This is a genomic window from Arthrobacter flavus, from assembly GCF_039526005.1.
Taxonomy (GTDB): Bacteria; Actinomycetota; Actinomycetes; order Actinomycetales; family Micrococcaceae; genus Arthrobacter_D; species Arthrobacter_D flavus.
In genome coordinates this window covers 42,060-68,741 of record NZ_BAAAIJ010000005.1, presented here as the reverse complement: position 1 = coordinate 68,741, position 26,682 = coordinate 42,060, and the positions used below count along the sequence as shown (strand labels likewise).

The following is a 26,682-nucleotide window of genomic DNA, read 5'->3' as shown; positions in this document are numbered from 1 at the left end:
GGTTCCCGCGAGCTCCATCCCTCGAAGCCCCCTCATAGCACCGGCGAGGTGGCTCGCCGTCCGTCCACCCAGCCCACCGGGATGCCGAGCGTGTTGACGGTCTGGGGTGACGACGTCGTCGTCGCCCCGACCACCGCCACCGCAGTGACTGCCACCTCCCGGGTCACCGCTGACACCCAGGCGGCGGTATCCATCGGCTTGCGGCCCGCATCGACAACCACCCAGACCTGATCCGCACCGAGACCAGCAACGGCGGCGACGTTCTCTGCAACATCGCCGACCATCCCGACGGCGACGAACACCGGGAAGCCACCCTCCACTCCCCCGGCCCGCAACGCTGCCGCTGCCAGCCGGTCGGTCACCGGATTGCTGGCTTCGAGTCCCGTCTCGCCGTCGCGAGCCACCCGCCGGCCGGTTCCTTCGCTATCGCCGATCGCCCGCACCGCGGCCCGGCGGTGCCGGTCGTTGACCAGCTCCTCCGCCATCGAACGGGCGACATTCAAGGCGTCCGCGCCGAGCCCGACGACGACGGTCAGGTCGCCCGGCCGGGTTGCCGGTGCCGGCACGGGAACGGCCGCCGGCTGCCCGGCGGAGACCTTTGATGCGGCGTCGGTGTTGAAAACCAGATCGTCCATCAGCGCGGCGAAGAGGTTACTGTCGGTGGACACCGAGGGTTCCCGCACGTCGACGCCGTGCAGGGATGCTTCGGCGTCGTCGGCCTCCGCGAGCAGTGCTGCGATTCCCGACTCTTTTCTTTCAGGCGGTGGGACGCGCCCGGCGCTACGCCGCCCCGTACGCACGGGCGGGACCGGTGGCACCTCAACCGTCACCTCGTAGTGTCGTTGGGCAAAGAAGCCTCGGATCCCTCCGACAGTAACGAGTTCGGCGGCGATGATCCGCGCCAGTGGACCGTGTTCGGCGAATGCCTGCGAGCGCAGTTCCTCGAGCGAGGGACCCCTAAGACGAAATCGTTGCGTTTCCACGCACCACACCTACCGTCTCGATGTTCACGTTGGCACTGGTGACTTCCTGGTAGGAAAGGACCGGCAGCCCACCGGACTGTGCTGAAACCAGCCGGCGGATCGCCGGGCGGAGCGCCGGGGCGCACACCAGGACCGCTGAGTGGCCGTTGGCTTCCGCAGCGGCGACGGCGTCCTTCACCGACCCAAGGATCGCTTCGGTGCGTGCGGCATCCAGCAGGATCTGGCTGCCCTGGTCCGAGGGTCGAAGGCCCTCAAGCATTGACTGTTCCAACAGCGGGTCGATCATGATCACCCGGAGCAGGTTGCCGTCCTGGTATTGGGCGGTCAACGCGGGGCCAAGCGCGTGGCGTGCGGCTTCGACCAGTCCTTCGGGATCCGCCGAAACCTTGGCCCGCAGCGTCAGCGACTCGTAGATCCTCGGGAGGTCGTTGATGGGGATCTGCTCGGCCAGGAGGCCCTGCAGCACCCGCTGTACCTCGGCCAGGGAGAGCATGCCCGGGATCAGTTCTTCAACGGCTGAGGGGCTCACTTCGCGCACCCCATCGGTGAGTACCCGCACGTCCTCGCGGGTCAATAGCCGGGCGGCGTTTCCGGTGATGATCGACGAGAGGTGCGTGACCAGGACCGATACCCTGTCGATCACTGTGGCGCCGGTCATTTCAGCGTTGTGCCGCAGCTCGGCGGGGATCCATTTGCCGGCCAGCCCGAACACGGGCTCCACCGTGGTGACCCCCGGTAGCGTCGCGAGGTTTTCTCCCAGCGCGAGCACCTTTCCCCGTGGTGCTTCTCCACGGCCGGCCTCGACCCCTGCAATACGGATCACATAGGTGGCCGGGGGCAGATCGAGGCTATCCCTGGTCCGGACCGGGGGAACCACCACACCGAGATCCAGCGCAATCTTCCGGCGCAGTGCCCGGACCCGTCCGAGCAGGTCATCGGAGGACCCGGTCACCACGTCCACCAGATCCGGCGCCAGCAGTATCTCCAGGGCGTGGACGCGCATCTGCTCGATCAGGTCCTCGGTGCTGTCGGTGCCGCTCGGCGCCGCCAGCTCGGCTGCCGCGGCGTCGTCGCTGGCGCGTTTGGCGTCGTCGTCCTTCTTGATCCGTTGGGCGATGAAGATCAGCCCGGCGCCCACCAGCACGAAGGGCAGGACCGGCATGCCCGGAATCAGCGCCATCACGACGGCGGCGCCACCGGCGATGCGCAGGGCGGTCCGTGACTGGCCCAGTTGGGCAGAGGCGGTGGAACCCATGTCGGATTCGGCGTTGGACCGGGTCACGATCATGCCCGTCGAGACGGCCATCAGCAGCGCCGGGATCTGGGTCACCAGGCCGTCGCCGATGGTGAGCAGGCTGTAGGTATTGACGGCGTCACCGATGGACATGCCGCGCTGCAGCATCCCAATCGCGATCCCGCCGATCACGTTGATGATGATAATGATCAGCCCGGCGATCGCGTCGCCCTTGACGAACTTGGAAGCGCCGTCCATCGCGCCATAAAAGTCGGCTTCTGCGGAGACCTCAGCGCGGCGCTCCCGTGCCTGGATATCGGTGATCAGGCCTGCGTTCAGGTCGGCGTCGATGGCCATCTGCTTGCCGGGCATCGCATCGAGGGTGAAGCGGGCGCCCACCTCCGCGACGCGCTCGGCACCCTTGGTGACCACCACGAACTGGATGACGATGAGGATCAAGAAGATCACCGCGCCGATGATCAGCGACCCCCCAACCGCGACGTGGCCGAATGCCTCGATCACCTGGCCGGCATACCCGTCGCCGAGTACCAGCCGGGTGGATGCGACATTGAGTCCCAGCCGGAACAGCGTAGCGACCAGCAGCAGCGACGGGAAGACGGAGAAGTCCAGCGGCTTGCGCACGAACATGGTGGTCAGCAGGATCACCAGGGCGAGCAGGATGTTGACGATGATCAACACATCCAGCATGGGCGCCGGGATGGGCACCACCAGGAGCATGATGATGCCGACCACACCAATGGGCACAAAGAGTTTCGACAGTGACCGGTTCATCAGTACGCTCCGCTGGAGGTGGAAGTGGCTATAGGTGGCAGTGTGTGGTGGCCCTTGGTGGAGCCACGGGTCTTCAGGGACATCACGAAGGCGAGGACCCGTGCGACGGCGTTGTAGTGTTCCGCGGGAATCTCCTGCCCCAGCTCGCAGGCGGCGTGCAGCGCGCGGGTCAGGGGAACATCACGCACCAGGGGAACCCGGTGTGTTTCAGCTTCCTCACGGATCCGGGCCGCGATGATTCCGGCGCCCTTGGCGACGACGCGGGGCGCCGACTTTCCCGGTTCGTACTTCAGGGCGACGGCGAAGTGGGTGGGGTTAACCAGGACGACGTTGGCGTCCCCGACGGCGGCGATCATCCGGTTCCTGCTCATCGCGAACTGGCGTGCACGACGCTGGGATTTGATCAGGGGATCGCCCTCAGAGCTTTTGTTTTCATCCTTGACCTCTTTTTTGGTCATCCTGGTCTTTTTGCGGTTGCGTCGCTGCACCACCAGGACATCAAGCGCGGCCAGCGCGAGCCCGGCAACGACGGCGGATTGCAGCAGCGTCACAGCGCCGCCCCCGCCAGCAGCGAGCAGTGCCGAGACCGGCAGGCCACCGGACTGCATGAGCACGGGCAGCAGTGACTGCACCACCAGCCACAGGACGGTTCCCACCACCGCCGTCTTCAGCAGGGCCTTGATGCCCTGCCACAGAGCCTGACCGCCGAAGGTTCGTTTCACCCCGGCCAGGAGATTGAACTGCTCGAATTTCCCGCGGAACTTCTTGAAGTTGATGCCGCCCTGCAGCGCGGCCGTTCCGAGCACAGCCACCACCACGACGGTGAAGAACGGGGTGAGAATGTAGGCGAGGGAGCCGAGACCCTCCGCCAATGATCGGACGGCGAGCGCCGGCTCGGGATTGGCGATGACCGCCCTGAAGGTGAACACCTGGTCGGTGCCGGCGTCAGCCGCCCGTGCGATGGTGGCGGGGATCATCACAGCCGCTGCCCCCACGCCGATCCACGCGGTGAAGTCCTCCGATTTGGACAGCTGGCCCTTGTTGCGGACCTCCTTCATCCGCTTCGGGGTGGCATCCTCGGTCTTCTCCTCGGCACTATCAGCCATTACCCCACCCCCATCACGAGTCGGACGGCGTCGTCGACGAGGGTCGAGACGATCCGCGGCAACGCGACAAACAAGGTGGCGGCCAACAGGAGCGTGACCAGGATCTTCAGCGGGAACCCGAGAGCAAACGCATTAAGTGCTGGTGCCACGCGGGTCAGCAGCCCGAGCCCGACGTCGGCCAGAAACAGGATGACGATCAGTGGGCCAGCAATCTGCACGGCGGCCAGGAACATGTTGGTCACTGAACCGGTAATGGCCTCGACGGGGGACGACAGGTCGATCCCGCCTCCAATGGGCAGCGCGTTGAAGGTACGCGCGAGCCCGGAGATGATCAGCTGGTACCCGTCCGACGCGAACAGCAGGGCGAGGGCCGTCATTTGGAACAGCCGGGTGAACTGGGCGCCATTAACCATTGACTGTGGGTCGAAGCCCTGGGCCAGCGAAAAGCCACCGAAGAGGTCGATCAGGCTACCGGCCGCCTGGATGGCGGAGAACACGACCAGTACCAGGAACCCCAGCGCAGCACCGACCACCAGTTCGAGGATCAGCGCGGTGATATAGCCAGCAGTGCCGGGCGATTCGTAGCCGTCGGTGACCTGCTGGGACACGGCGAGGGCCAGCCCGATCGCCAGCATGGCTTTGATCCGGGCGGGGATGCCGTTGTAGGAAAACGGCGGGGCGATGACCAGGAACGCGATAATCCGCACCCCGGCGAGCATTGTCGCTTCGATGCGGCCCTGGTCCAGGACCACCTCCATGGTCAGCCGCCCATCAGGAGGCCGGGGATTTTCTCGAACATCTCCTGGGTGAAGGACACCATTTCCGAGATCATCCAGTGCCCGCAGACCAGCAGGGCAACCGCCACAGCCGCCGCCTTCGGCACGAACGAGAGGGTGACTTCCTGAATCTGGGTGATCGACTGGAGCAGCGAGATAGCGAAGCCCACCACCAGCGCGGTGATCAGGATGGGTGCTGAGAGCTTTGCGGCGATCCAGATGGCCTGAAGTCCGATGTCGAGTACGGCACTGGTATTCATCCGGCCACCTGGTAACTGCCGATCAGCGAGGTGATGATCAGCCCCCAGCCGTCGACAAGAACGAACAGCAGGATTTTGAACGGGAGCGAGATCATGACGGGCGGCAGCATCATCATGCCCATGGACATCAGGGCGGCCGAGACCACCAGGTCAATGACCAGGAAGGGAACAAAGATGACGAAACCAATGATGAAGGCGGCGCGCAGCTCCGAGATCATGAACGCCGGGATCAGGGTGGCGAGGGAGACCGACGCCGGGTCGTCGGGGTTTTCCATCCCCGCTGCCCGGGTCATCAGGGCGAGGTCTTCTTCACGGGTATTGCTCAGCATGAACGTGCGCAGGGGGCCGGAGCCGACGTCGGCGGCTTCACCGAGGACCAGGTCACCATTGAGGAACGGCTGGACCGCGAGGTTATTGATCTCGGTAAGCACGGGCGCCATGATGAAGATCGAGAGAAAGAGGGCAAGACCGGCCAGCACCTGGTTCGGCGGGATGGACGGCAGTGAGAGGGCGTTTCGGGTCATGGCCAACACCACGAAGATCTTTGTGAAGGAGGTCATCATGAGCAGCAGTGCGGGGGCAACCGACAGCAGGGTGATTCCCAGCAGTGTGACGATCGCTCCGCTGGGGCCCCCGTTGACGCCGTTGATTTCCACCGACAGGCCGTCAGCCTCCTCGGGTGCTACCGGGTCGAGTGGGTCGGTGGGTGGCAGCGGATCGATGGGCGTGGCGAACGCCGCCATGGAGGTCAGCAGCGGGATCAGGCCAGCGAGCAGGACCGTTAGTGCGATGATCGCTACGAAGGCCCGTGCACTGAAACGTGGGTCCTCCGCTGCAGGTGACGCGTGGTGCGATGACCGTCCGGAGAGGACGGAACGGTTCACCCGGCCCGTCCCTGGCGAAGGGCCGACACTGTCTGCCTCCAGGTCTCGGGCGACAGGATGGACCCCGCCAGCGGTGACGGTTTCGATGGGTTGAGGTTTGCGGGGCGGGCGCCTGCCTGGGCCGTCGCTGGGCGCGCAGCTCGCCGGCCGGACCGCTTGTGGTGATCCGGAGCGGGGTCGTTCCGGGCGGGATCGTCCCGAAGGCCAGCCCGGGTGAGCGCCGCCTGGTTGATGTTGGTCGGGGCGGTCATCGAGTCAGTGCCCGCGCGGCGTCGTGCGGGGCGGCGTCTCTCACCGGGGTCTCCCCCGTCGGTGCGCCCCTCAGCGGAGTGCGCCTCACCCGTAGCAAGGCTCAGCACTCGTGCGAAGGTGGCGCCGCCGACGTCGGGCCGGGCGTTGGCCCGGTCGGAGCCTGCCCGGTGCGCGTCGTCGTCGTCGGAGAGAGCAGGCACCGCGGCAAGCCCGGGCGCCGCACTGGTGTGAAGCACGTTGACCGACTGGTCGGTCACGCCAAGGAGAAAGCGCTTGCCGTCGGCCTCGATCATGACCACTGACGCTTTGGGGCTGATGCCCTGCCGCGTCACGATGGTGACGGGGTCGGCTTTGTTACCGGTTCGGTTGAACCGTGAAATCTTGCGGTGCAGATACCAGAGCAGCCCAAGCACGACGGCGAGGGACAGCAGGACCCTCAGCCCGAGGACTACGGCGTCCACTTAGAAGGATCCCTCAGCGACGTCAAGGATGCGGGTGATGCGGACGGCGTAGTCCTGATCGACGACGACCACCTCACCGTGGGCGATGAGTCGGCCGTTGAGAAGGACGTCGGCAGGTGCACCGGCCGAGCGGTCCAGTTCGATGACCCCACCCGGTTCGAGGTCAAGGACGTCCCGCACTGACATCCGGGTACGGCCAATCTCCACGGTCATCGACATCTCCACGTTGTTGATGCGACCCAGTTTCCCGGCGGCTGAACTGCCAGCGAACTGTCCGCCGGCCGACTTCGCGGCGCCGGACCGGACACGGATGGCGAACCAGCCCTGCGGTCGAGCGTTGCCGGTGAGCTCAAACACCGTAGCTTCGGGGTCGGTGAACAGCGCTGTGGCATCTCCAGAGCGGATATCCCCGAGGACGCCTGCGCCGAGCACTCCTGTTGCTGCTTCGAGGGCGGGGCGGAGAATGTCAGCCGTGGAAACCAGAGGCGAATCGGTGCCAGCGGCTTCCGCGGGAACGCTACCGTCGGCGAGGATGAGGGCGACGTCGGCCGAGGTTGACCCCACAAAGGAGCCGGAGAGCGCCGTTGTTGCGAGACCCGCCGGCATCAGCTGGGCGTTGCTCCTGATGGCCCGCACCGGTACCGAGGTTGGCAGGAGAGCGACGAGCGCGTCGGCAGCGGCCTGGGATGAATTGGTGGTGATCATGTTGATTTCTCCTCGGTGTTCACAACCACGCAGGCCAGCCGTGAGCCGCTGACCCCCGCCGCTGCGTGGGCCAGCCAGTTGCCGTTGACCATGACGTTCAGCGGCCGGTGCTGCGGGTGGGGCAAGGGCAGGACGTCCCCGACGGCGAGATCAAGGATCTGGCCGGGTTTGACGGTGACGGGCGCGAGTTGCAGGGCGACGTCAACTGGCACGTTGGCGAGTTGGGCCTGGATCAGTTCACTGGCGTTGTCACCATCGGAGGCCGGGTTCGCTTCACCGAGCTGCGGGATCAGGAGATCGGCGGGAATTGCCACAGTGGCATGGCAGCTGCTTTCACCCACCCGGATCTCGAAACCGACCACAATCATCAGGTCTGCGGTGGGGGCGGCTTGCGCGAACTGGGAGTTGTAGTGAATGGCATCGACGGTCATGTGCCGGGTCAGCAAGGATCCCAGCGAGTAGTGCAGCCCCTCCAGCCCGTCGTCCATGAGCCGGTGAACCAGCGCCTGTTCAATCTGGGTGAACTTGCGATCCTGAGCGGCCGAGGTGCCGTGTCCCCCCAGCATGTGGTCGATCCAGTACAGGGCCGCCGACGTCGGGAACTGGATGACGGCCTTCGCGACGATGCCCTCAATGGAGCAGAGCACCATGGCTGTGGTGTGCGGCAGCGACGCGGCGTACTCGTTATAGGACTGCATCAGCACATGCTCCGATGTGACCTGGCAGATCACCCGAACTTTGGCGGTCAGCTGGGTGGCCCATTGCCGAGCGAACGTTTCGAACGCCAGCTCGAGGACCCGGGAATGCTCACGGGCCAGCGTGGTGGGCCGGCGGAAGTCATAGACATCCACCTGACGTCCCGCTGTTGCGGGCACGCCAATATCGAGGTGTTCCTGGACCGTCACAGCAGCAACTATCGGCACCCGATTGCACCCCGTTAGCAACTTCAGGTCACGACTCGGAAACCTTCCGCCGAGGGGCGGGCCCGGTCTGGTGGGTTTGACCGGATCCGCGCAGAAGCGGCCCCTGCGGCAAGATCCGCCGGTTGCACGCGGCGGACCTGTCCCGCGGGGCCGTTTCTGGTTGCGGGGTCGCGGAGGGCCCGCCGGTGGCCCTAGGGCGTGGGTCGATTCTCGACGTCGGCGTCCCAGCTCAGGTCCGAACCCTCGCGAAGCCGCAGCGCCTCGATCCCGGGATCCGCGACCAGGTCGTTGATGAGTGAGTGACTGCCGGCAATGACGGTTGAGTCGAAGTCGATCTCGGACACCATCACCCAGGCCCGGTCCTCTGGCCAGATGATGCTCGGCGAGTGTGGAGACCACGGCGCATGATGCCAGGGCGCAACGTTGGCCCAGGCCGGATCGGTGAAGGTCACCGGTGGGACAGCGAAAAGGAAGTAGGAGCGGTGTGGCAGGTCAAGCATCGGGCCGTTCACCACATCGGCGGGGAGCAGCGCAGTCGTTGGGTCCTGAACGCTTGCGACGACGTCGTCGGGCTCACCACCAAACAACTCAATGGTGAGAGGCGTGTAACCATCGGAGCTGGTCAGCCCGCCCCACCCCTCCCAGATGGCTGCAATCCCGGACCCGGGCGTGGTCGTGTGCCGACACAGGTGCACGGCGGTTGCGGCCAGGACCCCAATGTCGAGGTTCCCCTCCTCCGGTTCGGTGTACCGCCACCCGTCAGAATCGAGAAATTCCTGACCATGCGCCTCGATGCTGCGGCCAACCAACCGGTGGAACTGGGCTAGTGGGTGCATCACCGTCCCGAAGGCGCGGGCCAGCTCCGCCCACCGCACCTCCTCGGAGTCGAAATCGACGAACGAGTCCGCTGGCGAGAGGTGCCACGACTTCGTGTCGGTGGGTCGGTCCCGGGTGACCGGGTGGAAGATCCGCGCATAGGCCGGGAATCCTCGGGGCACCACCCCGTGCATATCGCGCCAGGCGGGGTCGATCAGTTCTTCCAGCCATGCCCCATGACCGGGTGTGGTGAGCGGTTCCATTGTGTCAGCGTAGCTCCAGCGTCAGTCTGTGCCCGAGCGTCAGTCTGCGCCCCAGCGTCTGTCTGTGCCCCAGCGCAGAAACGGCCCTCGGGTGGAGCCGCGGTAGGCGGCTCAGGTGCCGGCTGCCACTTCGGGGATCAGCTCCCGGACGGCCTCGGACTCATCCGAGAGCACCACGATATCGACCCGCCGGTTCAGCTTCAGTTCCTCCTCGGTGACACCCGGGGCGAGGGGGCGGGTTTCGCCGTAGCCCACGGCTGCGATGCTCGGGCCGGGGACTCCACCCTTTTCCACGAGGTGCCGCAGGACGTTCACTGACCGCTCGGTGGACAGCTCCCAGTCGCGCGGGGCAAGGAAGGTTTCAGGCAGTTTGGCGGTGTGGCCCTCCACGGAGACGCCGCGGTCGATGCTGGCCAGCACTGGCCCGATCGAGTCGAGGACCTGGCCGGTCCGCTCGGTGAGTTCGGCCCGGTCCGGCAGGAAGAACGTCTCGGAGCTGATCAACCGGATGGTCAGACCCCGCTCATCCAGTTCGAACCGCACCGACTCCTGCAGTTCGTTTTCCCTCAGCCCCTCATCGATCCTGCGCTGGATCTCGCGCAGGTCGTCGACCTCCTGGGCGGCCAGTTCGAGGTCGGTGAAACCCTCCAGGTCCTGGTCGACCAGCTCTGCGGGGACTACTACCCCCTCGGCAGTGTCGATGGCCCCAACCTCCACCTGCCCGAAACCGGTGGCCAGTGAATTGCGCAGCTGCTCGAACTTTGCCTGGTCCACGGTCGACATGGCGAAGAGCACGATGAACAGGCACATCAGGACTGTCACCATGTCGGCGTAGGAGACGGCCCAGCGTTCGTCCACATGGAACTCTTCAGGCGGCTCGGGCTTCCTGCGGGGCCTGCTCATGCTGCCTTATTCTCGGCTTTTTTCTCGGCCTTCTCTTTACTGCCCTTGGCCGGCTTGCCCTGGGGAACCATGGCGGTAAGGCGTTCAGTGAGCAGCATTGGCTGAGCACCTTCCTGAATAGCCATGATTCCTTCGAGCTGAAGGTTCATCCGGTCGACCTCCAGTTCGTTCAGCCGACCGATGCGACTGCTGATCGGCAGCCAGATGAAGTTCGAAGACAGCAGGCCCCAGAGGGTTGCGACGAAGGCGGCCGCGATCATGTGGCCGAGCTCGTCCGGCTTGTTGAGGTTCTCCAGGACATGGGTCAGGGACACCACTGTGCCCACAATGCCGACTGTCGGGGCGTATCCGCCCAGGGCGGCGAAGAACTTCGAGTTGCCCCGGCCTGCCTTGTTCTTGGTAGCAATCTCGTCTTCCATCATGGTCCGGAGGTCATCTCCTCCGGTGCCATCTGCGATGTTCTGCAGTGCCTTCTTCAGGAACGGATCCTTGGCCTCGTGGGCGTTTTGCTCCAGCGAGAGCAGTCCTTCGGACCGGGCCGTCTCGGCGAAACCAACCAGCTCCTGAACCGTCTCCTCAAGGTTGATCTTGCTGCCTTTAATGGCGGGCCCGACGGCTTTGAACGACGAGATGGTGTCCTTCATGGTGAACGAGGCCAGACCGATGGCAATGGTAGCGCCGAACACAAGGATCATGGGGGCCGGCAGCAGGACCGACTGGACATGAGCGCCCTCCAGGAAGATCATCGCGTAGAGGGAACCAAACGCGAGCAGAATGCCGATGATTGTCGCCGGATCCATGGATTACTTTCCTGCTGAGTCTGAGTGAGAAGGGACGGCGGAGAGCTTGGCAACCGGCTGCTGGGGATCCGGCAGATCCCGGGCCATGCGGAGGACAGAGGCGCGGTACCCACGGATGATCTCGATCACATCGTCGAGTGACTCGCGCACGATCACGAAGGATCCATCCACCATGGACAGCGTGGTGTCCGGGTTGGCGTGGATCTTCTCGATCAGATCGGGGTTGATCGCGAACTGCGACCCATTCAGGTGCGTGACGACGATCATCAGCCGGTTCCTCAAGGTTTGGGGCCGTCACCGGCCGTTTGTAGTACATATCGACGGCCCCGGCCCTTTCGTAAGGGTTCGGGGCCGTCGATGGCGTTATTCAGTTCAGCGGGGCGGAGGCGCTACCGCTTCAGGTTGGACAGTTCCTGGAGCACCTCATCCGAGGTGGTGATGATCCGGGCGTTCGCCTGGAAGCCACGCTGCGCCACAATCAGGTTGGTGAATTCCTGGGACAGGTCAACGTTGGACATTTCCAGCATTCCGCCCGCCACTGATCCCAGCCCGTCGGCGCCCGGTGCGCCCACGGCAGGGTCGCCGGAGTTCACGGTGGCCCGGTAGGACGACCCGCCGGTCTTCTCCAGCCCGCCCGGGTTGACGAAGTTGGCCAAGGCAATCCGCCCGAGGGGCTCGCGGCCACCGTTGCTGAACGCGCCGATCAGGGTGCCGTCCGGGGAGAGAGTGAACGATTCGAGGGTGCCAGCTGATCGGCCGTTCTGTTCGGCCAGGGAGATGGTCGAGAGTTTGGCAACCCCGGTGACCTCGGTCAGGTCAACGGCGATACCCCCGACGTTCAGCGTGCCGCCGGTGGCGACGTTCCCGTTGGCGTCAAACGTTAATGCGCCGTTCCCGGTCTGGGCGCCGTCCACACCGGCAACGTTCCAGCCGGCGCCGGTCTTGGTGAAGGTCAGCGTCAGGGTGCGCGCCTCACCGGTGGCGTTGAACACCTCGACGTCCTGGACGATCTCGGTGCCGTTCGCGACGTCCGAGGGCAGGTTCCCGACGGCGCCTGCCGTGGTGGTCTGTGCTGGGGCGGACACGGCCTCGCGAGGCACGGTGATGTCACCGATCGCGCCACCGGCCACTTCACCGTTGACCGCACCCCAGCCCTGAACGATCGCGCCGTCGGGTGAGACGAGCCGGCCAGCGGCGTCGAAGTCGAAGGACCCGGCCCGGGTGTAGGTGGTTTCCCCTCCGGACTGGGTCACGAAGAATCCTTCACCGGCCACCATCATGTCGGTGGCCCTCCCGGTGGCTTGCGCCGATCCCTGCGCGAAGTTGGTGGAAATCCCGGCCACCTGGACACCCAGCCCGATCTGGGCGGGGTTGGTTCCGCCAACCGCCTGCTGGGGGCCTCCCGCGCCCTGGGTGAGCTGTGACAGGGTGTCCTGGAACTGGGCGGACGACGCCTTGAACCCGGTGGTGTTGACGTTGGCGATGTTGTTGCCGGTGACGTCGAGCATGGTCTGGTGGGAGCGGAGACCGGAAATTCCGGAGTAAAGCGAACGCAGCACGGGAGGGCCTTTCGGAAGGAGGAGGTGTCAGAGGGTTTCGGTTGCCGGCATGACTACACCGGAAATCTGGTCGAGCGGAATGGTGGCATCCCCCACGGTGACGGTGGGGACGGGGCCGGCGAAGGAGACGGCGGTAGCTGAGCCAACGATGGTGTCGCCGGCCTCGTCGGTGTAACTGATCTCTTTCCCCAGCAGAGTTGAGGCAGATGTGCGCATCTCAAGGAAGAAGTTCTCCTCGATGGTGCCCGTCATCTCGGTGATTTTCTCCATCATGGCCAGCTGGGTGGTCTGCGAGATCATCTGGTTGGTGTCCATCGGCGAGCTGGGGTCCTGGTTGCGGAGCTGGCTGACCAGCAACGACATGAAGACCTCGCTGTCCATGGCTTGTTGGGGGCTGCGCTGGACCTGCTCGCCCTGGAAGGTGGGTGCTGCGGCTTCGACCGCTTCAATTGGCACGGGATGTTGTCCTTTGTTCTAGGCGAGAGGGTCTGAGTGCGAGCAGGTATCTAGGCGAGCAGGTCCAAGGTTGAGTGATGCCACCCCGGCCCGCGGGTGGCTGGTTCCTCGGGTGGGATCCCAGTCCGCGAGTCCCCGTGCGGAGCTGGCAGGTCCCGGGAGCGATCCCGTCGGGTCTCGTCGTCCTGGTCACTGCCGGCTGGACCTCCGCTGTCGGAGGGGTCTTTGGTGGAGACGTCGACGCTGGCGTGCAGCCCGGGGGTGGCGAGATCGCGGCGCAGTTCCGGCAGGATTCCGCGCAACGCTTCTCTCGCCGCGTCGGTGGGAGCGAACAGTTCCACCCGCATCCCGTCGGCGCTGACCGTGGCTCGCACGGTGACCGGGCCGAACTCATCGGGTGCCACCCGAACCGTGATGAGGTGTTCCCCCGGCGCTGCGGAGGCCAGGCTGAACACCGGCTTGTACAGTTGGGCGGCCAATGGAGCGGGTGGCGCCGCTGGCGCCGGCGCAGCGGGGGCCGCAGCCTGGGATGCTGCCGGCTGCGGGACTGCCACGGCCTGCGCGGCGACGCCGTTCACGGTCTGGGCGCCCGACGGCGACTCCCGCTCTACTCCCGCACGGCTTGCAGTTGATAGGGGGATGCCCGGGACCCCGGTCTGCTGCGGGAGCGCTGTGCCGGGCAAGACGACGCCGGGGCTCCCCGGCACCGGGGAGGAGGGGGCGGCGGGAGGTGACGCAACTGGCGACAGCACCGTCGGGATTGCAGCAGACTGTGCGCCCTGGGGCAGGCCAGATGACGGTGCGACGACGGCAGTCGGCCCAGATGACGGTGCGACGACGGCAGTCGGCGCGGACCCGTGAGGTTCAGCTCCCGCTGGCACAATCCCAGCGGGCACGCTGCTGGTCGGCGCACTGCTGGTCGGCGCACTGCTGGTGGTCGGCGCACTGCTGGTCGGCACGCTGCCAGCGGGCACGCTGCTGGCCGGCGCACTGCTGGTAGTTACACCGCCGGTTGAGGTGGCCGCCTCTGCTAGAGTGGTTCCCGTTGGCAGATACGCAGCCGAGTTCTGCATCCGTTCGGCCGGAAGCGGAACACCAACAGCCGCCGCCGGAATACCCTGCGCTGCTACTGGGCCGGTCTGGTCCGCAGTGTCATCGACGGCCGGAGCGGTGGAAACGTCGGAAGCGCCCTCCGTAACGGGTGCGCCGGAGGGCAGGGGAACACCTGAGTCAGCGGGCGTCGAAGCCTCCACCGGGGCCGTGTTGGCGGCGACCACCGTGTTCAGCGTCAGGCTCAGCGCCGGAATCTGGGTCAACTCCCCCACCGATCCCAGCGCGGCGGGGGCCACCGGAGTTGAGGGGCCGGGCGTGGATCGGGTCCCTCCCCCAGGCCGCGTCGGTGGGCCATCCAACAGGTCCCGCGCCAGTTTCAGTGCGGGAGCGAAGGAGGCACCGCCGTCGGACGCGGTCTTGGCACCGGACGTCATGCCCTGGCGCGCTGGCCCGGTGACGGTGGTGATGGCGCCACTCATTACGGCCGTCCCGAGATGAAGGCTGCCTGCGCCGCTGCCACCAGGTCGGCGAGCGCGGCTCCGTCGGCAGGAGGCACGGACTCAGGCGTCCCGGTCGCATCGGTGGGGACGATCCGTCGGATCGCGTCGATGTTGCCATCATTCTCCCAGGCGTCACGGACGGTGATGGTCTTGCCCGGCTGCGGGGCGTCGATCACTTTGTTGTTCCCCAGATAAATGGACACGTGCCCGCCGTCCAGGCTGAAGAGCAGGTCCCCCGGCTGGGCCTGCGCCAGGGATGCCACTTCGGTCCCCATTTTCATCTGATCCCAGGTCACACGCGGCAACTCGATGCCGAGGTCCCGATACACCCGTTGGGTGAAGCCCGAGCAGTCCATGCCCACGGCCGGGTCGGTGCCTCCCCAGACATAGGGCACACCGACGTACTTGTTGGCGGCGGCGACGACGTCGGCGCTGGTTGCCTCACCGGTGGCCATCGGCCGGGCCGGGGCTGCGGCAGCTGCGGTCTGGGCGACAGCCGGAGCGGCCGACGACGGCGCCGCTCCCGCTGCGGCAGCGGCCAGGGCGTCGGCGAACGCGCGGCTCGGCCCGTCGGACCCGGTCGATGCGGACGCGGTCGACGTCGTCGCCGGCGTGGCAGTAGCGGGAGCCGTCACGGGCGTTGAAAGCCGGGTCAGGGTCGATTGGATCTGTTGGATCCGCCCCACGGTATCTACCAGTGTCATGTCTGTTTTCCCCTCAGGTGCCGCGCGTTGGTGGCAATTTCATCGAGCACCAGCTGCTCGGCTTTCAGGTCTTCCGCGTGGACGGCGGCGGTATGGCGTTCCTCGAGTTTTTCCAGGCTGATGGTCTGGGCACGAGCGGCGCTGAAATCGTTCTGAGCTCGGTCCAGGTCTGCCCTGCTCCGGGTTTCGAGAGCCTCCAGTTCGCGGAGCATGCTCCGCGACGAGGCCCGCGCAGCTGCGACCGCCGACAGGGCCTGGGCCGAATCAACCCTGCTGAGTGACCGGTCCAGTGACGCCATGGCGGTCCCCCGATCGGCGGCCCGTTCCCGGAGGGCGGCGGCCGCCGCGGCGAGTTCACCGGCTGCCCGGTCCTGGTTGATCCTGCGCAGCCGCAACAGGCCGGCCAACGGGAAGGCTCGGGATGTCATGGCGCGCCCAGCAGTCTGATCAGCCGGTCCAGGTGGGCCCAGGTTTGGTCGATGGGCGTCTGCTGAGTCATCGGCTGCTGAAGGAAGGAGTTGATGGCGGCTTCGTGGTCAATTGCGGCATCGACCAGTGGGTTGGAGCCACGCTGGTACGCTCCCACATCCAGGAGGTCCTGCACCGATCTGCGTTCGGACAGCACTTTGCGGAGGAAGGCAGCCGACCTGTTGTGTTCGGCGGTGTTGACCCGTGACGCAACCCGGGAGATGGAGGCCAGCGCGTCCACCGAGGGGAAATGGCCGGCCACGGCCAGCTTCCGGTCCAGGACAACGTGCCCGTCCAGGAAGGAACGCGCTGAATCCGCGATGGGTTCGTTGTGGTCGTCGCCATCCACCAGGACAGTGTAGATGCCGGTTACTGACCCTCGTTCGCCCGTACCCGCCCGTTCCAGCAGTTGTGCCAGGAGGGAGAAGGTCGACGGCGGGTACCCACGGGTAGCGGGCGGTTCACCGGCTGACAGGCCAATCTCCCGCTGCGCCATTGCGACGCGGGTGAGGGAGTCCATCATCAGTGTCACATCGGCGCCCTCATCCCTGAACGCCTCGGCAATCCGGGTAGCGACGAAAGCCGCCCGCAGCCGCATCAGCGCTGGCTCATCGGAGGTGGAGACCACCACAATCGAGCGGGCCAAACCCTCGGGCCCGAGGTCGTCCTCCAGGAACTCCCTGACCTCTCGCCCGCGTTCGCCGACCAGCGCGATCACCGACACGGCGGCATCGGTTCCCCGGGCGATCATGGACAGCAGCGAGGACTTGCCCACACCGCTACCGGCGAAAAGCCCTAGCCGTTGGCCTTTGCCCACGGTGGTCAGGCTGTCGATCACCCTGACCCCCAGCTGCAGCGGCTCGGTGATCCGTGCCCGGTTCATGGACGATGGCGTCGGGTGATCCAGCGGGACCATCCGTGGTGATTGCAGCGGACCCAGGCCGTCGATGGGCCGGCCCAGGCCGTCGAGTACCCGGCCCAGCAGCCCGACGCCGGTCGGCACCAGCAGCGGTTTCCGCGCCGAGCTGACGGGTGTCCCGGCGTTAACCCCGATCAGGCGGCCGAGCGGCATGCAGTGCACCCCGGTGCGCGACGCGGCCACCACCTCGGCGTCCACTCCCGGGTTCTCACCAATCGTGACCAGGTCGCCGATCCCGCAGTCGAGGCCGGCGACTTCGACCCCGAGCCCCACCACCGAGGACACCATGCCCAGTCTGACGGGTGCGGCGGCGGAGAGCGCTGCGGCCAGCCGGTCGGGCCGGAGTCCGACGTCGGTGCTCATGCTGAACCCTCCAGTGCCTGCTTCGCGCGGGCCAAGGCTGAACCGATCCGGGCGTCAAGATACCCGTCGGTCAAATCGACCATCGCGTCACCGCTGGCCAGTGCCGGGTCGGACACAATGGTGACGCCGACCGCTGAGCGGGCTTCGTCGGTGAGGGTGGCAATATCGGTTGGGGACAGCCGGACCCTTCGGACGTCGTCGGGATCGACATCCTGTAGGGCGCGGGCCAGCGCCAGCCGTGCTGGATCGGCGGACCGCAGGTGGGCGCCGATCACCGCTTCGGCGAGCTCCAGAGCTGCCGCGTGGACCAGCTCCTGGGAGGCAGCCTCCACGGTGGCCACCCTGGCGGCGAACGCACGGGCTGCCGCCTCAAGACCGCTAACGGCCTGGTCGACGCGGACCAGGTCGCGCTGCTGGGAGGCGAGGTGCTCGGCGTGCTGCACCGCGGCGGTCCGTTTGAGCTCCTCGGTCGCCGCGCGCATCCCGGCGGCGTAGCCAGCAGCGTGACCCTGAGCGTGGCTACGGTCAGCGCTGCCCTTTTCGTGGACGGCCAGGCTGGGAAACGCATGGGCGAAAACGGGGACGTCAGTAGACATACTCATCCTCGTCGCCGCGCTGCACGGTGATGGTGCCCTGAGCTTCGAGGTCACGGATGGCCCGAACCACCAGGGCGCGCGCCTCCTCGACCTGGGACACCCGGACGGGACCGGCGGCGCGGATCTCGTCGTCGAGCATCTCGCGGTTGCGTTCCGAGACGTTGCTGCGGATCATCTCGTTGACCTGCTCGGTGGCGCCCTTCATGGCACAGGCGAGGACCGCCGAGTCGATGCCGCGCAGCACTTGCTGCACGTCCCTGCGCTCAAGGTTGACGATGTCGGCGAAGGTCAGCATCCGGGCGCGGACCTCTTCGGCGAGTTCCGGGTCCCTGTCCTCGAGTCCGGCCAACAGCGCACGCTCGGTCGACACATCGGAGCGGTTGATGATGTCCACGAGAGGCTGGATCCCGCCGATGGCCGCGGCGGTCTGGTGCGGTGTGCCGACGGCCCCGGCACGGACCTTCAGGGTTTCGGCCACCACCCCCACAGCTTCAGGGGTCGCGGTCCCCATGGTGGCGATGCACTGCGCGACGTCGGTGCGGAGCGGGTCATCCAGTGCAGAGACGACGGCGGAGGCGTGCTCCGGGCGGAGATGGGCCAGGACCAGCGCCGCGGTCTGCGGCAATTCGCCGTCGAGCAGGGTCTGGATCTGCCGCGGATCCACCGCATCGAGGAATTCGAAAGCCTTGCCCGCCATAGAGGATGCGACCCGATCCATCACCCCGGCGGCCCGGTCAGCCCCGAAGGAAGCTTCCAGCAGCCCGGCGGCGACGTCCTTGCCGCCACGTGGCCGACGTCGTCCGCTGGTGCTGAGCTCGTGAAATTCGGACAGGGCATCGTCGGCGACCGATGAGTCCACCCGGCGCAACCGGACAATTTCGGCGACGATTTCCTCAGCTTCGCTGTCCGAAAACTGGCGCAGCACGATGGCTGCGTTGTCCGGGTCCAGCTGCATCAGCACCATGGCGGCCTTCTGCGTTCCGGTCATGGCTTCGCTGCTGACCGGGGCGGCGGTGGAGACGAGCTCACTCATACGGGTTGCCGGTCATCCATGAGGCTGCGCAGGTGTTCGGCGGTCTTCGCTGGATCCCTGCTGGCCAGGGCTTCTATGTCCGCGCGCTTCCGAGACATGGCGTCGTCATGCCGCATTCCGGCGATGGCGCTGATATCGATTGAGGTGGTTTCGGGGGCTGGCTCCATCATGCGGGTGACGCCAAGGTCGACCAGCGCCGGCGCTGCGGGTGCCCCGATGGCGGGGATCACTTCCTGGAACTCACCCAGGTCCACGGGTTCACGCCGTTGACGGCGGGATTTGCGGGCGTAGATGACCAGGGCAATGATGATGGCCAGCAGCACTGCGGCGGCGATGATTCCGACCTGCAGCAGGAGTTGCGCGCGCTGCTCGGCGGCCTCCGCGGCTTCGGCGGCGGCAAGCGCCTCGGCTGCCTCGGCTGCCCCGGCGTTGTTGAACGGCAGCACCTCCACGGTGACCAGGTCACCCCGTTCCTCGTTGATCCCCGCGGCGGTGGTGACCAGGCCGGTCAGCCCGGCGAGGTCCAGCGCACCGGCCGCATCCTCGTCGAGTGCCACCGAGACGGTCTGCCGGTTGATGGCACCGGCGGGAATAGTGGTTGATTCGGTGATCTTGTTGACCGCGTTGTTGCGGGTGGTGGTCTCCGAGTTGAAGTTTCCGTCTCCCCCGGCGTCGTCCGGGCCGGCAATGTTGTCGGGGCCGAGCACTCCGGCGGCGGCACCGCCTGCACCCTCGTACTCTTCGGTGGTGGTGGATTCGTTCAGCGCCGGTCCGCCGTCGGGCGTGGTGAAGGATTCTTCCACCCGCTCCGCGAACTCGGTGTTCATGTCAGCGGCGACAACCACTGACGCATTGCCCGGCCCCACCACACGATCGAGCATCGTCTGGACTGATGCGCGGACCGTCTCCTCGTAGTCGGAGGACTGCTGGTTGACGGTACCCGTGGCGCCGAGGCCGACCGCCGAGAGGACGTTCCCGTCGGCGTCGATGACCGCCACGTTCTCGGGGGTCATGCCGTCAATCGACGACGAGGTCAGGTGGGCAACCGCCTGGACCTGCTCGGAGGACAGCGAAACTCCGCTGTCCGTCTCGATGAACACTGACGCGGTGGGTGTGCCCGCCTCCGACACGAAGACTGACTCTTCGGGGATGGCGAGGCGGACGGAGGCGTTTTTCACGCCGGTCAGCGCCGACACGGTGGCTGCCAGCTCGCCCTCAAGCGCCCGCTTGTAGGTGACCGTCTCCTGGAATTCCGAGGAGGTGACCCCCATGTCGTCCAGGAGGGAATAGCCAGCGGTCGACGACGACGGCAATCCGGCCGCCGCCGCCTTCAGCCGCTGGTCGTAGACACTCTCCTCGGGGACGAGGATGGTGCCGCCGCCTGCCGAGAGTTCGTAGGGGACGTTGTCGGTGCGGAGCTGCTCGACAATGATCGACGCGTCCTCCCCGTTCAAGCCGGAGAAGAGCGGCGTGTAGCTGGGCTTCATGGACCAGGTGACCAACGCTGCGATGCCGAGGGCAAGGACCGCCACCCCGATGATCGCAATGGTGCGCTGGGCGATGGTGAAGGCTTTCACCGCGTCACCCAAGCGGGTGAGGACTGAGTTGAATGGCTGTGGCATCAGGCCTGCATCCTCATAATCTCGTTGAAGGCGTCGACGCCCTTGTTACGGACGGCGGCCACGAGTTCCAGTGTCACCTGGGCTCGGGTGGAGGCCAGGGTGGAGTTGTGGATGTCGCTGAGGTCGCCCGTGACGGCCTGGACTGCGAGGGCGCTGGAGGTGCTCTGGAGTGACTGAAGGTTTTCCACGGCTCCGGTCAGCGCCGTGGCGAAGCCCGCACCCTGACCGGGTGCGGCGGCCTGCGTTTGCTGGAGATAGCCGGTGCCGGTGACCTGTTGGACCGACCCCACTGAGGGAAGCGCGGGGATGGGCATTAGGAGCGTCCGATCTGCAGGGCAGCTTCGTAGGTGGCTTTAGCGCGGTCGACGACGGCGGCGTTGGCTTGGTAGCCGCGTTGAGCCATGATGAGGTGCCCCATCTGGGCTGACATATCGATGTCCGGGTAGCGGACGTTGCCGTCGGCGTCGGCGAGGGGGTGACCTGGTTCGTTGACTACCCGGCCTTCGGCGTCGCCAAACTGGGCGCCCGCCACGTAGACGCCGCTGACTCCCCTGCCCTCCTGGGCGGTGACGTAGCGTTCCTGGAAGGCGGCGCCGTCGGTGGCGGTCACGGTGTTGGCGTTGGCCATGTTGTCGGCAACAGTGTCGAGCCATTTGCGGTGCACGGTCAGTCCGGTGCCGGCGATGCCGATGGCGTCGAAGGTCATCAGTTGCTCCTCATGGCGGTGCGCACGCTGGTGAACTGGCCTTCAACGGCCCGGGCGGCGAACTGGTAGCGGAGCACCGTGTCGATGTTGGAGAGCGTTTCGGTGTCCAGGTTGACGTTGCTGCCGTTCAACCGGGTGGGCTCAAGGGAACGTTCAGTGGAGCTGGTGACCTGACCGTCGCCGTTCGCCACTGACCGCTCCAGTGCTGCCTCGAAGCTCACCCGCTGGGCATGGTAGCCCGGGGTGTTGACGTTGGCGATGTTGTTGGCGGTTACCCGCTGTCGCAGGGACAGCCCATCCAAGGCGCTATTCAGTGCAACCGAGGTCACGGAATCGAACACGGCAGAAACCCTCTTCGTGATGATGAGGCGAATGCGGCCGGTCCATGGCCTGTTGAGTGAGCGATCCATGCTCACTGCCCACTATCGGCAGGGCTAATCCGGTTGGTTAGGACTTCACTGGATTAAGTTTCGCGGGCGGATTATCCCGCGACGTCCAGGTAGACGGCACCGGAGCGTGCTGTGGAACCGTTGACCGCTCCGATCAGGGCGTGATGCTGGCGGTTGTCCTTCACAGCGGCCTGCAGCGTAGCGACAGTCCTGCGCTGGGCTTCCCGAATCCGCTGCGCCCGGTCTACTAGCTCCGGGGGGATCGGCCCGAGACCCGCCGGGGGGACCCACCGCGCACCTGCAGGGGCGCCGTCGCCCTCGGGTGCCAGGGCTACCGCCCCATCGACGGCGGTCTCGGTGATGGTCAGTTCCAGCGCGTCCAGGACGGCGAGCCATTCCTGCCGGGAGCGGTCAGGCAAAACCGAGGGTTCCCGTTCCGGCTGCTGCGGTGGGTACCGGGATCTGCGCTGCCGCTTCGTGCCAGGCTTGCCGGACGGGTTCCAGCAGGGTGATGCATTCGCGGGTCCGGTCTACGTTGCGGCCGATGTTCGCGTCGATCAGGGTGGTCATCACATAGGAGTACAACGATTTGAGGCCGTTCGCTCCGTCCCACTTGTCGGTGTCGAGCGACAGGTTCAGCTCGGTGATGATCGCCTGGGCATGGATCAGGTTTTCGGCCGCCACCGACCAGTCGCCGGTCACCTGGGCGGTTTCGGCTCGGGCCAGGTCCAGCATCAGCCGGTCGTACAGCATGGTCAGCAGGCGGGATGGCGACGCCGACAGCACAGCATCCCGGTTATAGGCTGCACGTTTCGCCGATGCGCTGGTTAGGGTAGTCACTATTTCGATCTCTCCATCCGTGGCAGGTTTGCGAGCTGCGCGGTCAGCCAGTCACCCTGGGACTGCAGCTGGGACAGCTGCACCTCAAGGTTGGTGTAGGTGCGTTCAAGGGTTGAGCGGCGGGTTTCCAGACGACGGTCCCATTCCGCGACCTGCGTATTGAGTTCCTTGACCTCGGATTCCTGGCCCTGGATCCGCAAGGTGATGGCGCCGTCGAACTTGTCGGAGGTTTCGGTGGCGACGCCGGCAACCCGTGACGCGATCTGGGTCAGGATGTCCTGCACCGCCGCGGGGTCTTCGGCGAGCGCTTTGCCGAACTTCTCGGCGTCGAACTCGACGGTGCCGGTGCGGGTCAGGGTGATGCCGATCTCCGACGGGGACCGACCATTCACCGGTGCGGTGGCAGCGGAGAGGACCCGGTCGGAGATGCCCCGGACCCCGCTGTCGCCGGTGAACAGGCCAGCGCGGGCCACCGAGCTGCCAGTGGACTCGGAGGTGGTGACCGAGGAATTGGTGGCGATGTAGCCGAGGACTCCGGCGAGTGAATCCACCAGATCCTTGGCAGTTTTGGTGGTAGCTGCCTGGTCGCGGGCGACGGTAATGGTGACCGGGTCGGTGGAGACCTTGGCTGCAGTGACATCCACGCCCGGCAGCAGGTTGGTGAACGTGTTCGACGACGACGTTACGGCCTGCGCTGCGTCTGTCCCCGCCCACAGGGTGACCTTCGCGTCCTGAGCTGCTTTGATCTGCGCTGCTCCTGACTCGGTCAGGAGGTTGGTCGCGGTTTCGGCAGCAGTGGCCGCTGCGGTCCCGCGGTGAACCGTGAATCCGCCAGCCGCGCCGGCTGTTTCGGAGGAAAGCTGCAGCCGGTACTGGGGTTCGTTGGCTGCGTTTACACCGGAGGCGACCTTGACCGCGGTGATTCCCGAGTCGGAGGCGTTGATCGCCGACACCATGTCATCCAGCGAGCTGGTGGCGGCGGTGATCTCGGTTGCGGTGCCGTCTGCTGCGGTGACAGTGATGACCGGTGGGGAATCCGGCCAGGCTGTCATCGCCGCGGTGACTGAGACCTGGTTCTGCGCGAGGCGGTCCACGGTGATGTCCATGGATCCCGCACTGGCTGCACTGCCCGCAGTGGCGGTGAGATTGGTGGAGCTGCTGGTCGCTTTGAAGGCGTTGAACGCTGCGGGTAACGCGGCTTTCTCCGCTGCGGATCCGAGAGAGGCCACCCGGGTGTTCAACTGCTGCAGTGCCGAGACGAAGGTCTGTGAATCGGTGACCTTGTTCTTCAGGAGGACCTGGGGACGGGCCTCCAGCTGCATCAGCTGGTTGATCAGGGTGGTGGTGTCCAGGCCGCTGGCGAGGCCGTCAATGCCGAGTGCCATGGTCTAGTCCTCCCTTGGATCTTCTGTGGTTGGTAGTTTTTGTTGCTGATAGTGCTGAGTCTGTTTGTTCGGGATCTGGCACAGGCAAAGGAATGCAGGGCGGTGGGAGGGTGTGAGGTCCAAGTCGTTCCCTCTCACCGCCCGGCACCTTTAGCCTTTAGCGTTACGGACTAGCCGAGGAGCTGCAGGACACCCTGGTTCATCTGGTTAGCCTGGGCCAGCATCGCAGTACCGGCCTGGGACAGGATGCTGGACCGCGTGTAGTCGGCCATTTCCTTCGCCATGTCGGTGTCGCGGATGCGGGACTCGGCCGCAGAGAGGTTTTCGATCGAGACGTTGACGTTCTTGATCGTGGATTCGAAACGGTTCTGCACGGCACCGAGTTCGGAGCGAGCTGAGGAGATGCTCTTGATCTGTGCGTCGATCCTTGTGATTGCCGCCTGAGCTCCATCTGCTGAGGTGAAGTCCAGTCCCGCAGCCCCCGCCACACCTGCTGCAATGTTGGCGCTAGGCGCGGTGCCGTTGGTAACTGCTCCTCCATTGAGTGCCGAAACAACCAGTTCGTTGTCTTTGTTGACCGATGCCCTCATCTTGTCGCTGAAACCAGTCTCAGCGTTGAGTGCATCAGCAATATCCTGCACCGTCTTGTAATCACCTGCGGCACCAGCGAGGTTGACGGTGACATCCGGCTGGGGGACGCCCTCAGAGTCGGTGAGTCCAAAGGTTTGCGTACCGGTCACCAGGGTGGGGGTTGCGACCTCAAACGTCGATCCAGAGGACCCGAGAGTCAGGCTGTCAGCTACGCCTGACACGTCGGCGCCGCTCAGGTCGACAACAATCCGGCTATTTGCATTGCCTTCGGCACCAACCTGGAAGCTCATCGGCCCGCTGGTTGGGTTGCCACCCAGCAGCTTATTGCCGTTGAAGTTGGTGTTTTCTGCAATGCGGCCGAGCTCGGCGGTCAAACCCGTGACCTCGGTGGTGATTGCCTTACGAGACTCTTCGTTGTTCGAGTCGTTGCCGGCCTGAACTGCCAGGTCACGCATACGCTGCAGGATCGAGTGGACCTCGGTCAGCGCACCTTCAGCGGTCTGGACCACGCCGATGCCGTCCTGAGCGTTACGTGATGCAACGGTCAGGCCACCCACCTGCGACTTCAGGCCTTCAGCGAGAGCCAACCCGGCGGCGTCGTCCGCTGCCCGGTTGATGCGCAGGCCGCTGGACAGCTTCTCCAGCGACTTGGACATGTCATTCTGCGTCATCGACAGGTTGCGGTAGGCATTCATTGCCGAGACGTTGGTGTTGATCTGAAAACCCATGATGTATTCCTCCGTGAGTGGGTAAAAGCGCCGGCCCATCCATGGGCTGGCAACCTTAGCTATCGGAAGGTGACATCAGTGCGTTAGTGAAAAGGTACAAGAATTGTTGAAGAATTCCTGCGGCTTCAGGAGGCGGCGGAATCGACTACGGCTGTCAGATGCGGAGAGCGGGTAATTCCGCCAGTCGTCTGGTTGGCAAGGGCCGCAAGATAGGCGGTCCGCCGGTTAGGTGAGATCCGTGACCGGGGTACGTGCCGGACTGCGGTCTCATCCGCGTAGTGGGTGCCCAGCCCGTCCTGCAACAGCCGCACCGCCTCGGAACGCTGCTGGGAGACAGCCGAATGAGTGGACCCCAACTCTTCCGCAATTTCCTTAACTGAACGATCTTCGAAGTAGATCTGCTCAATGACCCAGCGCATCCGCTCAGGAAGGGCAGCCACCGCCGCACGGAGGTAGACCAGACGCTCGGATGCCAACAGGGTGGCTTCCGGCGATGACCCGTCAGACACGAGAAGGTCGACCATTGTGTCGTCAAGAGCCGAGACAGTGCGCGATGCATCACTCAGCGCGGCGTCGGCAACTGCCCGTTCCACTCCCATGACCGCTGCGATCTCGTCAACCGTCGGGCTGCGTGCAAAAGATGCTGTCAGTGTTTCCTGGACCGCCAGCGTCTCGCGGATTCGGCGGCGCGCCGAGCGCGGAGCCCAGTCCATCGAGCGCAGCTCATCAGCGAAGGCACCAGTAATACGACGGCGCGCATATGCGCCGAAGGGCACCCCCAGCGAAGGATCAAACGACTCTGCAGAGGTGATCAGGGCAATTGCACCAACCGACGCTAGATCGTCTCGGGATAAATGGGTTGCCTTAGCGCACAACTCAGAAACCAGATAGCCTACAAGTGGTAAATTATCCACAACGATTTTGTTACGGTCAAACCGATTCATGCCGAGTTCCCCAACTCTTATGTGCGAGAGTCGCCGGCGCATTTTGACGTGAGGCAATGAAACCTGTTACCTCATGCGCGGGCGGTTACAAGATGAAAGATACCACTTACATTGCGTTTGGCAATGCCGATAGTTACTAGCAACTACGACGAACGAGTGTTTCGGACGGAAAGGCGGCAGTGTGGGAGCGCACGAACTATCCGCGCTGCTTTGGCAAGAACGCGAATTACTTGAGATGTTGGTCTTCAAGTTGGAGGAAGAACAGTTACTTCTGACAACCGGGAAGACCCGCTGGCTACAGCACGCCACCCGCGAAGTTGAGTCGGTTTTGGAGCGACTGCGATCGGCCGGATTGGCCCGCACCGTTGAGGTCGCCTCACTGTCTGGCGACTGGGGAACGGCCGCCGATGCCACCCTGCGTGAGCTCGCTGCCCAGGCCCCCGATGGACCCTGGGGCGATATCCTCAGTTCCCACCTTGCGGCGATGACTGAGCTAACAGTCGAGATCAGGACCCTGCGCGACGCCAACCAGCAGTTCCTGCGCGCCGCAGCCCGCTCCACCCAGGAAACGCTGTCCCGCCTTAACCCCGATGCCGGGCTTTACGACTCACGCGGAACCTCGGATACACCATCCGACAACGCTCACCTCTTCGACAAGGATCTGTGAG

General features: G+C 65.4%; 31 protein-coding genes. 1 reads left to right on the top strand and 30 read right to left on the bottom strand.

Annotated features, from left to right (window positions below; translation table 11 throughout):
* Positions 1 to 32 precede the first annotated feature (32 nt).
* The 30 genes from ABD059_RS02095 to ABD059_RS01950 all read right to left on the bottom strand — a co-directional run bounded on the left by ABD059_RS02095 (position 33) and on the right by ABD059_RS01950 (position 26,014).
* Positions 33 to 983 (bottom strand): hypothetical protein, encoded by a 951-nt coding sequence (locus ABD059_RS02095; RefSeq protein WP_343877475.1) that lies wholly within the window; start codon positions 981 to 983, stop codon positions 33 to 35.
* Complete coding sequence (locus tag ABD059_RS02090; RefSeq protein ID WP_343877474.1) at positions 958 to 3,009, bottom strand: flagellar biosynthesis protein FlhA; 2,052 nt, start codon at positions 3,007 to 3,009, stop codon at positions 958 to 960. Before ABD059_RS02090 ends, ABD059_RS02095 begins: the two co-directional genes overlap by 26 nt.
* Positions 3,009 to 4,115, bottom strand: a complete 1,107-nt coding sequence (locus ABD059_RS02085) for an EscU/YscU/HrcU family type III secretion system export apparatus switch protein (protein ID WP_343877473.1) — start codon at positions 4,113 to 4,115, stop codon at positions 3,009 to 3,011. The genes ABD059_RS02090 and ABD059_RS02085 overlap by 1 nt, the downstream gene beginning before the upstream one ends.
* A complete protein-coding gene (locus ABD059_RS02080; protein WP_343877472.1) occupies positions 4,115 to 4,873 on the bottom strand; it encodes a flagellar biosynthetic protein FliR in 759 nt (252 codons plus the stop codon). The genes ABD059_RS02085 and ABD059_RS02080 overlap by 1 nt, the downstream gene beginning before the upstream one ends.
* Before the next feature lie 2 nt (positions 4,874 to 4,875).
* The gene (fliQ, locus tag ABD059_RS02075) at positions 4,876 to 5,151 is read right to left on the bottom strand and encodes a flagellar biosynthesis protein FliQ (protein WP_196866448.1); all 276 of its coding nucleotides are present in this window, start codon (positions 5,149 to 5,151) and stop codon (positions 4,876 to 4,878) included.
* On the bottom strand, positions 5,148 to 5,894 hold the full coding sequence (gene fliP / locus ABD059_RS02070; RefSeq protein ID WP_343877508.1) for a flagellar type III secretion system pore protein FliP: 747 nt from the start codon (positions 5,892 to 5,894) through the stop codon (positions 5,148 to 5,150). The genes fliQ and fliP overlap by 4 nt, the downstream gene beginning before the upstream one ends.
* A gap of 137 nt (positions 5,895 to 6,031) precedes the next feature.
* A complete protein-coding gene (locus ABD059_RS02065) occupies positions 6,032 to 6,748 on the bottom strand; it encodes a FliO/MopB family protein (protein ID WP_343877470.1) in 717 nt (238 codons plus the stop codon).
* The gene (gene fliN / locus ABD059_RS02060) at positions 6,749 to 7,453 is read right to left on the bottom strand and encodes a flagellar motor switch protein FliN (protein ID WP_343877468.1); all 705 of its coding nucleotides are present in this window, start codon (positions 7,451 to 7,453) and stop codon (positions 6,749 to 6,751) included.
* The gene (locus ABD059_RS02055) at positions 7,450 to 8,358 is read right to left on the bottom strand and encodes a flagellar motor switch protein FliM (protein WP_343877467.1); all 909 of its coding nucleotides are present in this window, start codon (positions 8,356 to 8,358) and stop codon (positions 7,450 to 7,452) included. Before ABD059_RS02055 ends, fliN begins: the two co-directional genes overlap by 4 nt.
* Positions 8,359 to 8,567: 209 nt before the next feature.
* Positions 8,568 to 9,455 (bottom strand): hypothetical protein, encoded by an 888-nt coding sequence (locus ABD059_RS02050; RefSeq protein WP_343877465.1) that lies wholly within the window; start codon positions 9,453 to 9,455, stop codon positions 8,568 to 8,570.
* A 111-nt stretch (positions 9,456 to 9,566) separates the two neighbouring features.
* Positions 9,567 to 10,358, bottom strand: coding sequence for an OmpA/MotB family protein (locus ABD059_RS02045; RefSeq protein WP_343877463.1), 792 nt, complete (start codon positions 10,356 to 10,358; stop codon positions 9,567 to 9,569).
* On the bottom strand, positions 10,355 to 11,158 hold the full coding sequence (locus ABD059_RS02040) for a motility protein A (protein WP_343877462.1): 804 nt from the start codon (positions 11,156 to 11,158) through the stop codon (positions 10,355 to 10,357). The genes ABD059_RS02045 and ABD059_RS02040 overlap by 4 nt, the downstream gene beginning before the upstream one ends.
* Before the next feature lie 3 nt (positions 11,159 to 11,161).
* The gene (locus ABD059_RS02035) at positions 11,162 to 11,425 is read right to left on the bottom strand and encodes a flagellar FlbD family protein (protein WP_343877461.1); all 264 of its coding nucleotides are present in this window, start codon (positions 11,423 to 11,425) and stop codon (positions 11,162 to 11,164) included.
* 122 nt (positions 11,426 to 11,547) lie between these two features.
* Complete coding sequence (locus tag ABD059_RS02030) at positions 11,548 to 12,717, bottom strand: flagellar hook protein FlgE (protein WP_343877460.1); 1,170 nt, start codon at positions 12,715 to 12,717, stop codon at positions 11,548 to 11,550.
* Between the two features lie 27 nt (positions 12,718 to 12,744).
* Complete coding sequence (locus tag ABD059_RS02025; protein ID WP_343877458.1) at positions 12,745 to 13,173, bottom strand: flagellar hook assembly protein FlgD; 429 nt, start codon at positions 13,171 to 13,173, stop codon at positions 12,745 to 12,747.
* Positions 13,174 to 13,223: 50 nt separating this feature from the next.
* Positions 13,224 to 14,705 carry a flagellar hook-length control protein FliK gene (locus ABD059_RS02020; RefSeq protein WP_343877457.1) on the bottom strand — a complete coding sequence of 494 codons (1,482 nt, stop codon included), beginning with the start codon at positions 14,703 to 14,705 and terminating at the stop codon, positions 13,224 to 13,226.
* A complete protein-coding gene (locus ABD059_RS02015; RefSeq protein WP_343877456.1) occupies positions 14,705 to 15,430 on the bottom strand; it encodes a C40 family peptidase in 726 nt (241 codons plus the stop codon). Before ABD059_RS02015 ends, ABD059_RS02020 begins: the two co-directional genes overlap by 1 nt.
* The gene (locus tag ABD059_RS02010) at positions 15,427 to 15,858 is read right to left on the bottom strand and encodes a flagellar FliJ family protein (protein WP_343877455.1); all 432 of its coding nucleotides are present in this window, start codon (positions 15,856 to 15,858) and stop codon (positions 15,427 to 15,429) included. Before ABD059_RS02010 ends, ABD059_RS02015 begins: the two co-directional genes overlap by 4 nt.
* Positions 15,855 to 17,180 (bottom strand): FliI/YscN family ATPase, encoded by a 1,326-nt coding sequence (locus ABD059_RS02005; RefSeq protein ID WP_343877454.1) that lies wholly within the window; start codon positions 17,178 to 17,180, stop codon positions 15,855 to 15,857. The genes ABD059_RS02010 and ABD059_RS02005 overlap by 4 nt, the downstream gene beginning before the upstream one ends.
* On the bottom strand, positions 17,177 to 17,776 hold the full coding sequence (locus tag ABD059_RS02000; protein ID WP_343877452.1) for a FliH/SctL family protein: 600 nt from the start codon (positions 17,774 to 17,776) through the stop codon (positions 17,177 to 17,179). Before ABD059_RS02000 ends, ABD059_RS02005 begins: the two co-directional genes overlap by 4 nt.
* A complete protein-coding gene (gene fliG / locus ABD059_RS01995) occupies positions 17,766 to 18,809 on the bottom strand; it encodes a flagellar motor switch protein FliG (RefSeq protein WP_343877450.1) in 1,044 nt (347 codons plus the stop codon). Before fliG ends, ABD059_RS02000 begins: the two co-directional genes overlap by 11 nt.
* A complete protein-coding gene (gene fliF / locus ABD059_RS01990) occupies positions 18,806 to 20,431 on the bottom strand; it encodes a flagellar basal-body MS-ring/collar protein FliF (protein ID WP_343877448.1) in 1,626 nt (541 codons plus the stop codon). Before fliF ends, fliG begins: the two co-directional genes overlap by 4 nt.
* Positions 20,431 to 20,745: a flagellar hook-basal body complex protein FliE gene (gene fliE, locus ABD059_RS01985; protein WP_343877447.1), complete on the bottom strand. Its 315-nt coding sequence runs from the start codon at positions 20,743 to 20,745 to the stop codon at positions 20,431 to 20,433. The genes fliF and fliE overlap by 1 nt, the downstream gene beginning before the upstream one ends.
* A complete protein-coding gene (locus tag ABD059_RS01980; RefSeq protein ID WP_343877445.1) occupies positions 20,745 to 21,137 on the bottom strand; it encodes a flagellar basal body rod protein FlgC in 393 nt (130 codons plus the stop codon). Before ABD059_RS01980 ends, fliE begins: the two co-directional genes overlap by 1 nt.
* The gene (locus ABD059_RS01975; protein WP_343877443.1) at positions 21,137 to 21,478 is read right to left on the bottom strand and encodes a flagellar basal body rod protein FlgB; all 342 of its coding nucleotides are present in this window, start codon (positions 21,476 to 21,478) and stop codon (positions 21,137 to 21,139) included. Before ABD059_RS01975 ends, ABD059_RS01980 begins: the two co-directional genes overlap by 1 nt.
* A gap of 140 nt (positions 21,479 to 21,618) precedes the next feature.
* The gene (locus ABD059_RS01970; protein WP_343877441.1) at positions 21,619 to 21,945 is read right to left on the bottom strand and encodes a hypothetical protein; all 327 of its coding nucleotides are present in this window, start codon (positions 21,943 to 21,945) and stop codon (positions 21,619 to 21,621) included.
* Positions 21,938 to 22,366 carry a flagellar export chaperone FliS gene (gene fliS, locus ABD059_RS01965; protein ID WP_343877439.1) on the bottom strand — a complete coding sequence of 143 codons (429 nt, stop codon included), beginning with the start codon at positions 22,364 to 22,366 and terminating at the stop codon, positions 21,938 to 21,940. Before fliS ends, ABD059_RS01970 begins: the two co-directional genes overlap by 8 nt.
* Positions 22,366 to 23,751 carry a flagellar filament capping protein FliD gene (gene fliD / locus ABD059_RS01960; RefSeq protein WP_343877438.1) on the bottom strand — a complete coding sequence of 462 codons (1,386 nt, stop codon included), beginning with the start codon at positions 23,749 to 23,751 and terminating at the stop codon, positions 22,366 to 22,368. The genes fliS and fliD overlap by 1 nt, the downstream gene beginning before the upstream one ends.
* A gap of 170 nt (positions 23,752 to 23,921) precedes the next feature.
* A complete protein-coding gene (locus tag ABD059_RS01955; protein ID WP_343877437.1) occupies positions 23,922 to 25,070 on the bottom strand; it encodes a flagellin N-terminal helical domain-containing protein in 1,149 nt (382 codons plus the stop codon).
* Positions 25,071 to 25,195: 125 nt separating this feature from the next.
* Positions 25,196 to 26,014 carry a sigma-70 family RNA polymerase sigma factor gene (locus ABD059_RS01950; RefSeq protein ID WP_377959528.1) on the bottom strand — a complete coding sequence of 273 codons (819 nt, stop codon included), beginning with the start codon at positions 26,012 to 26,014 and terminating at the stop codon, positions 25,196 to 25,198.
* A gap of 181 nt (positions 26,015 to 26,195) precedes the next feature.
* Between ABD059_RS01950 and ABD059_RS01945 the strand changes: the two genes are divergently transcribed.
* Positions 26,196 to 26,681, top strand: a complete 486-nt coding sequence (locus tag ABD059_RS01945) for a flagellar protein FlgN (protein ID WP_343877435.1) — start codon at positions 26,196 to 26,198, stop codon at positions 26,679 to 26,681.
* Position 26,682: the final 1 nt, after the last annotated feature.

Coding starts and splice junctions, on each gene's coding strand:
- ABD059_RS02090 (WP_343877474.1), bottom strand. CDS start 3,009: ATGAACCGGTCACTGTCGAAACTCTTTGTGCCCATTGGTGTGGTCGGC.
- ABD059_RS02085 (WP_343877473.1), bottom strand. CDS start 4,115: ATGGCTGATAGTGCCGAGGAGAAGACCGAGGATGCCACCCCGAAGCGG.
- ABD059_RS02080 (WP_343877472.1), bottom strand. CDS start 4,873: ATGGAGGTGGTCCTGGACCAGGGCCGCATCGAAGCGACAATGCTCGCC.
- fliQ (WP_196866448.1), bottom strand. CDS start 5,151: ATGAATACCAGTGCCGTACTCGACATCGGACTTCAGGCCATCTGGATC.
- fliP (WP_343877508.1), bottom strand. CDS start 5,894: ATGGCGGCGTTCGCCACGCCCATCGATCCGCTGCCACCCACCGACCCA.
- fliN (WP_343877468.1), bottom strand. CDS start 7,453: ATGATCACCACCAATTCATCCCAGGCCGCTGCCGACGCGCTCGTCGCT.
- ABD059_RS02050 (WP_343877465.1), bottom strand. CDS start 9,455: ATGGAACCGCTCACCACACCCGGTCATGGGGCATGGCTGGAAGAACTG.
- ABD059_RS02045 (WP_343877463.1), bottom strand. CDS start 10,358: ATGAGCAGGCCCCGCAGGAAGCCCGAGCCGCCTGAAGAGTTCCATGTG.
- ABD059_RS02040 (WP_343877462.1), bottom strand. CDS start 11,158: ATGGATCCGGCGACAATCATCGGCATTCTGCTCGCGTTTGGTTCCCTC.
- ABD059_RS02035 (WP_343877461.1), bottom strand. CDS start 11,425: ATGATCGTCGTCACGCACCTGAATGGGTCGCAGTTCGCGATCAACCCC.
- ABD059_RS02020 (WP_343877457.1), bottom strand. CDS start 14,705: ATGAGTGGCGCCATCACCACCGTCACCGGGCCAGCGCGCCAGGGCATG.
- ABD059_RS02015 (WP_343877456.1), bottom strand. CDS start 15,430: ATGACACTGGTAGATACCGTGGGGCGGATCCAACAGATCCAATCGACC.
- ABD059_RS02010 (WP_343877455.1), bottom strand. CDS start 15,858: ATGACATCCCGAGCCTTCCCGTTGGCCGGCCTGTTGCGGCTGCGCAGG.
- ABD059_RS02005 (WP_343877454.1), bottom strand. CDS start 17,180: ATGAGCACCGACGTCGGACTCCGGCCCGACCGGCTGGCCGCAGCGCTC.
- ABD059_RS02000 (WP_343877452.1), bottom strand. CDS start 17,776: ATGTCTACTGACGTCCCCGTTTTCGCCCATGCGTTTCCCAGCCTGGCC.
- fliG (WP_343877450.1), bottom strand. CDS start 18,809: ATGAGTGAGCTCGTCTCCACCGCCGCCCCGGTCAGCAGCGAAGCCATG.
- fliF (WP_343877448.1), bottom strand. CDS start 20,431: ATGCCACAGCCATTCAACTCAGTCCTCACCCGCTTGGGTGACGCGGTG.
- fliE (WP_343877447.1), bottom strand. CDS start 20,745: ATGCCCATCCCCGCGCTTCCCTCAGTGGGGTCGGTCCAACAGGTCACC.
- ABD059_RS01980 (WP_343877445.1), bottom strand. CDS start 21,137: ATGACCTTCGACGCCATCGGCATCGCCGGCACCGGACTGACCGTGCAC.
- fliD (WP_343877438.1), bottom strand. CDS start 23,751: ATGGCACTCGGCATTGACGGCCTCGCCAGCGGCCTGGACACCACCACC.
- ABD059_RS01955 (WP_343877437.1), bottom strand. CDS start 25,070: ATGGGTTTTCAGATCAACACCAACGTCTCGGCAATGAATGCCTACCGC.
- ABD059_RS01950 (WP_377959528.1), bottom strand. CDS start 26,014: ATGAATCGGTTTGACCGTAACAAAATCGTTGTGGATAATTTACCACTT.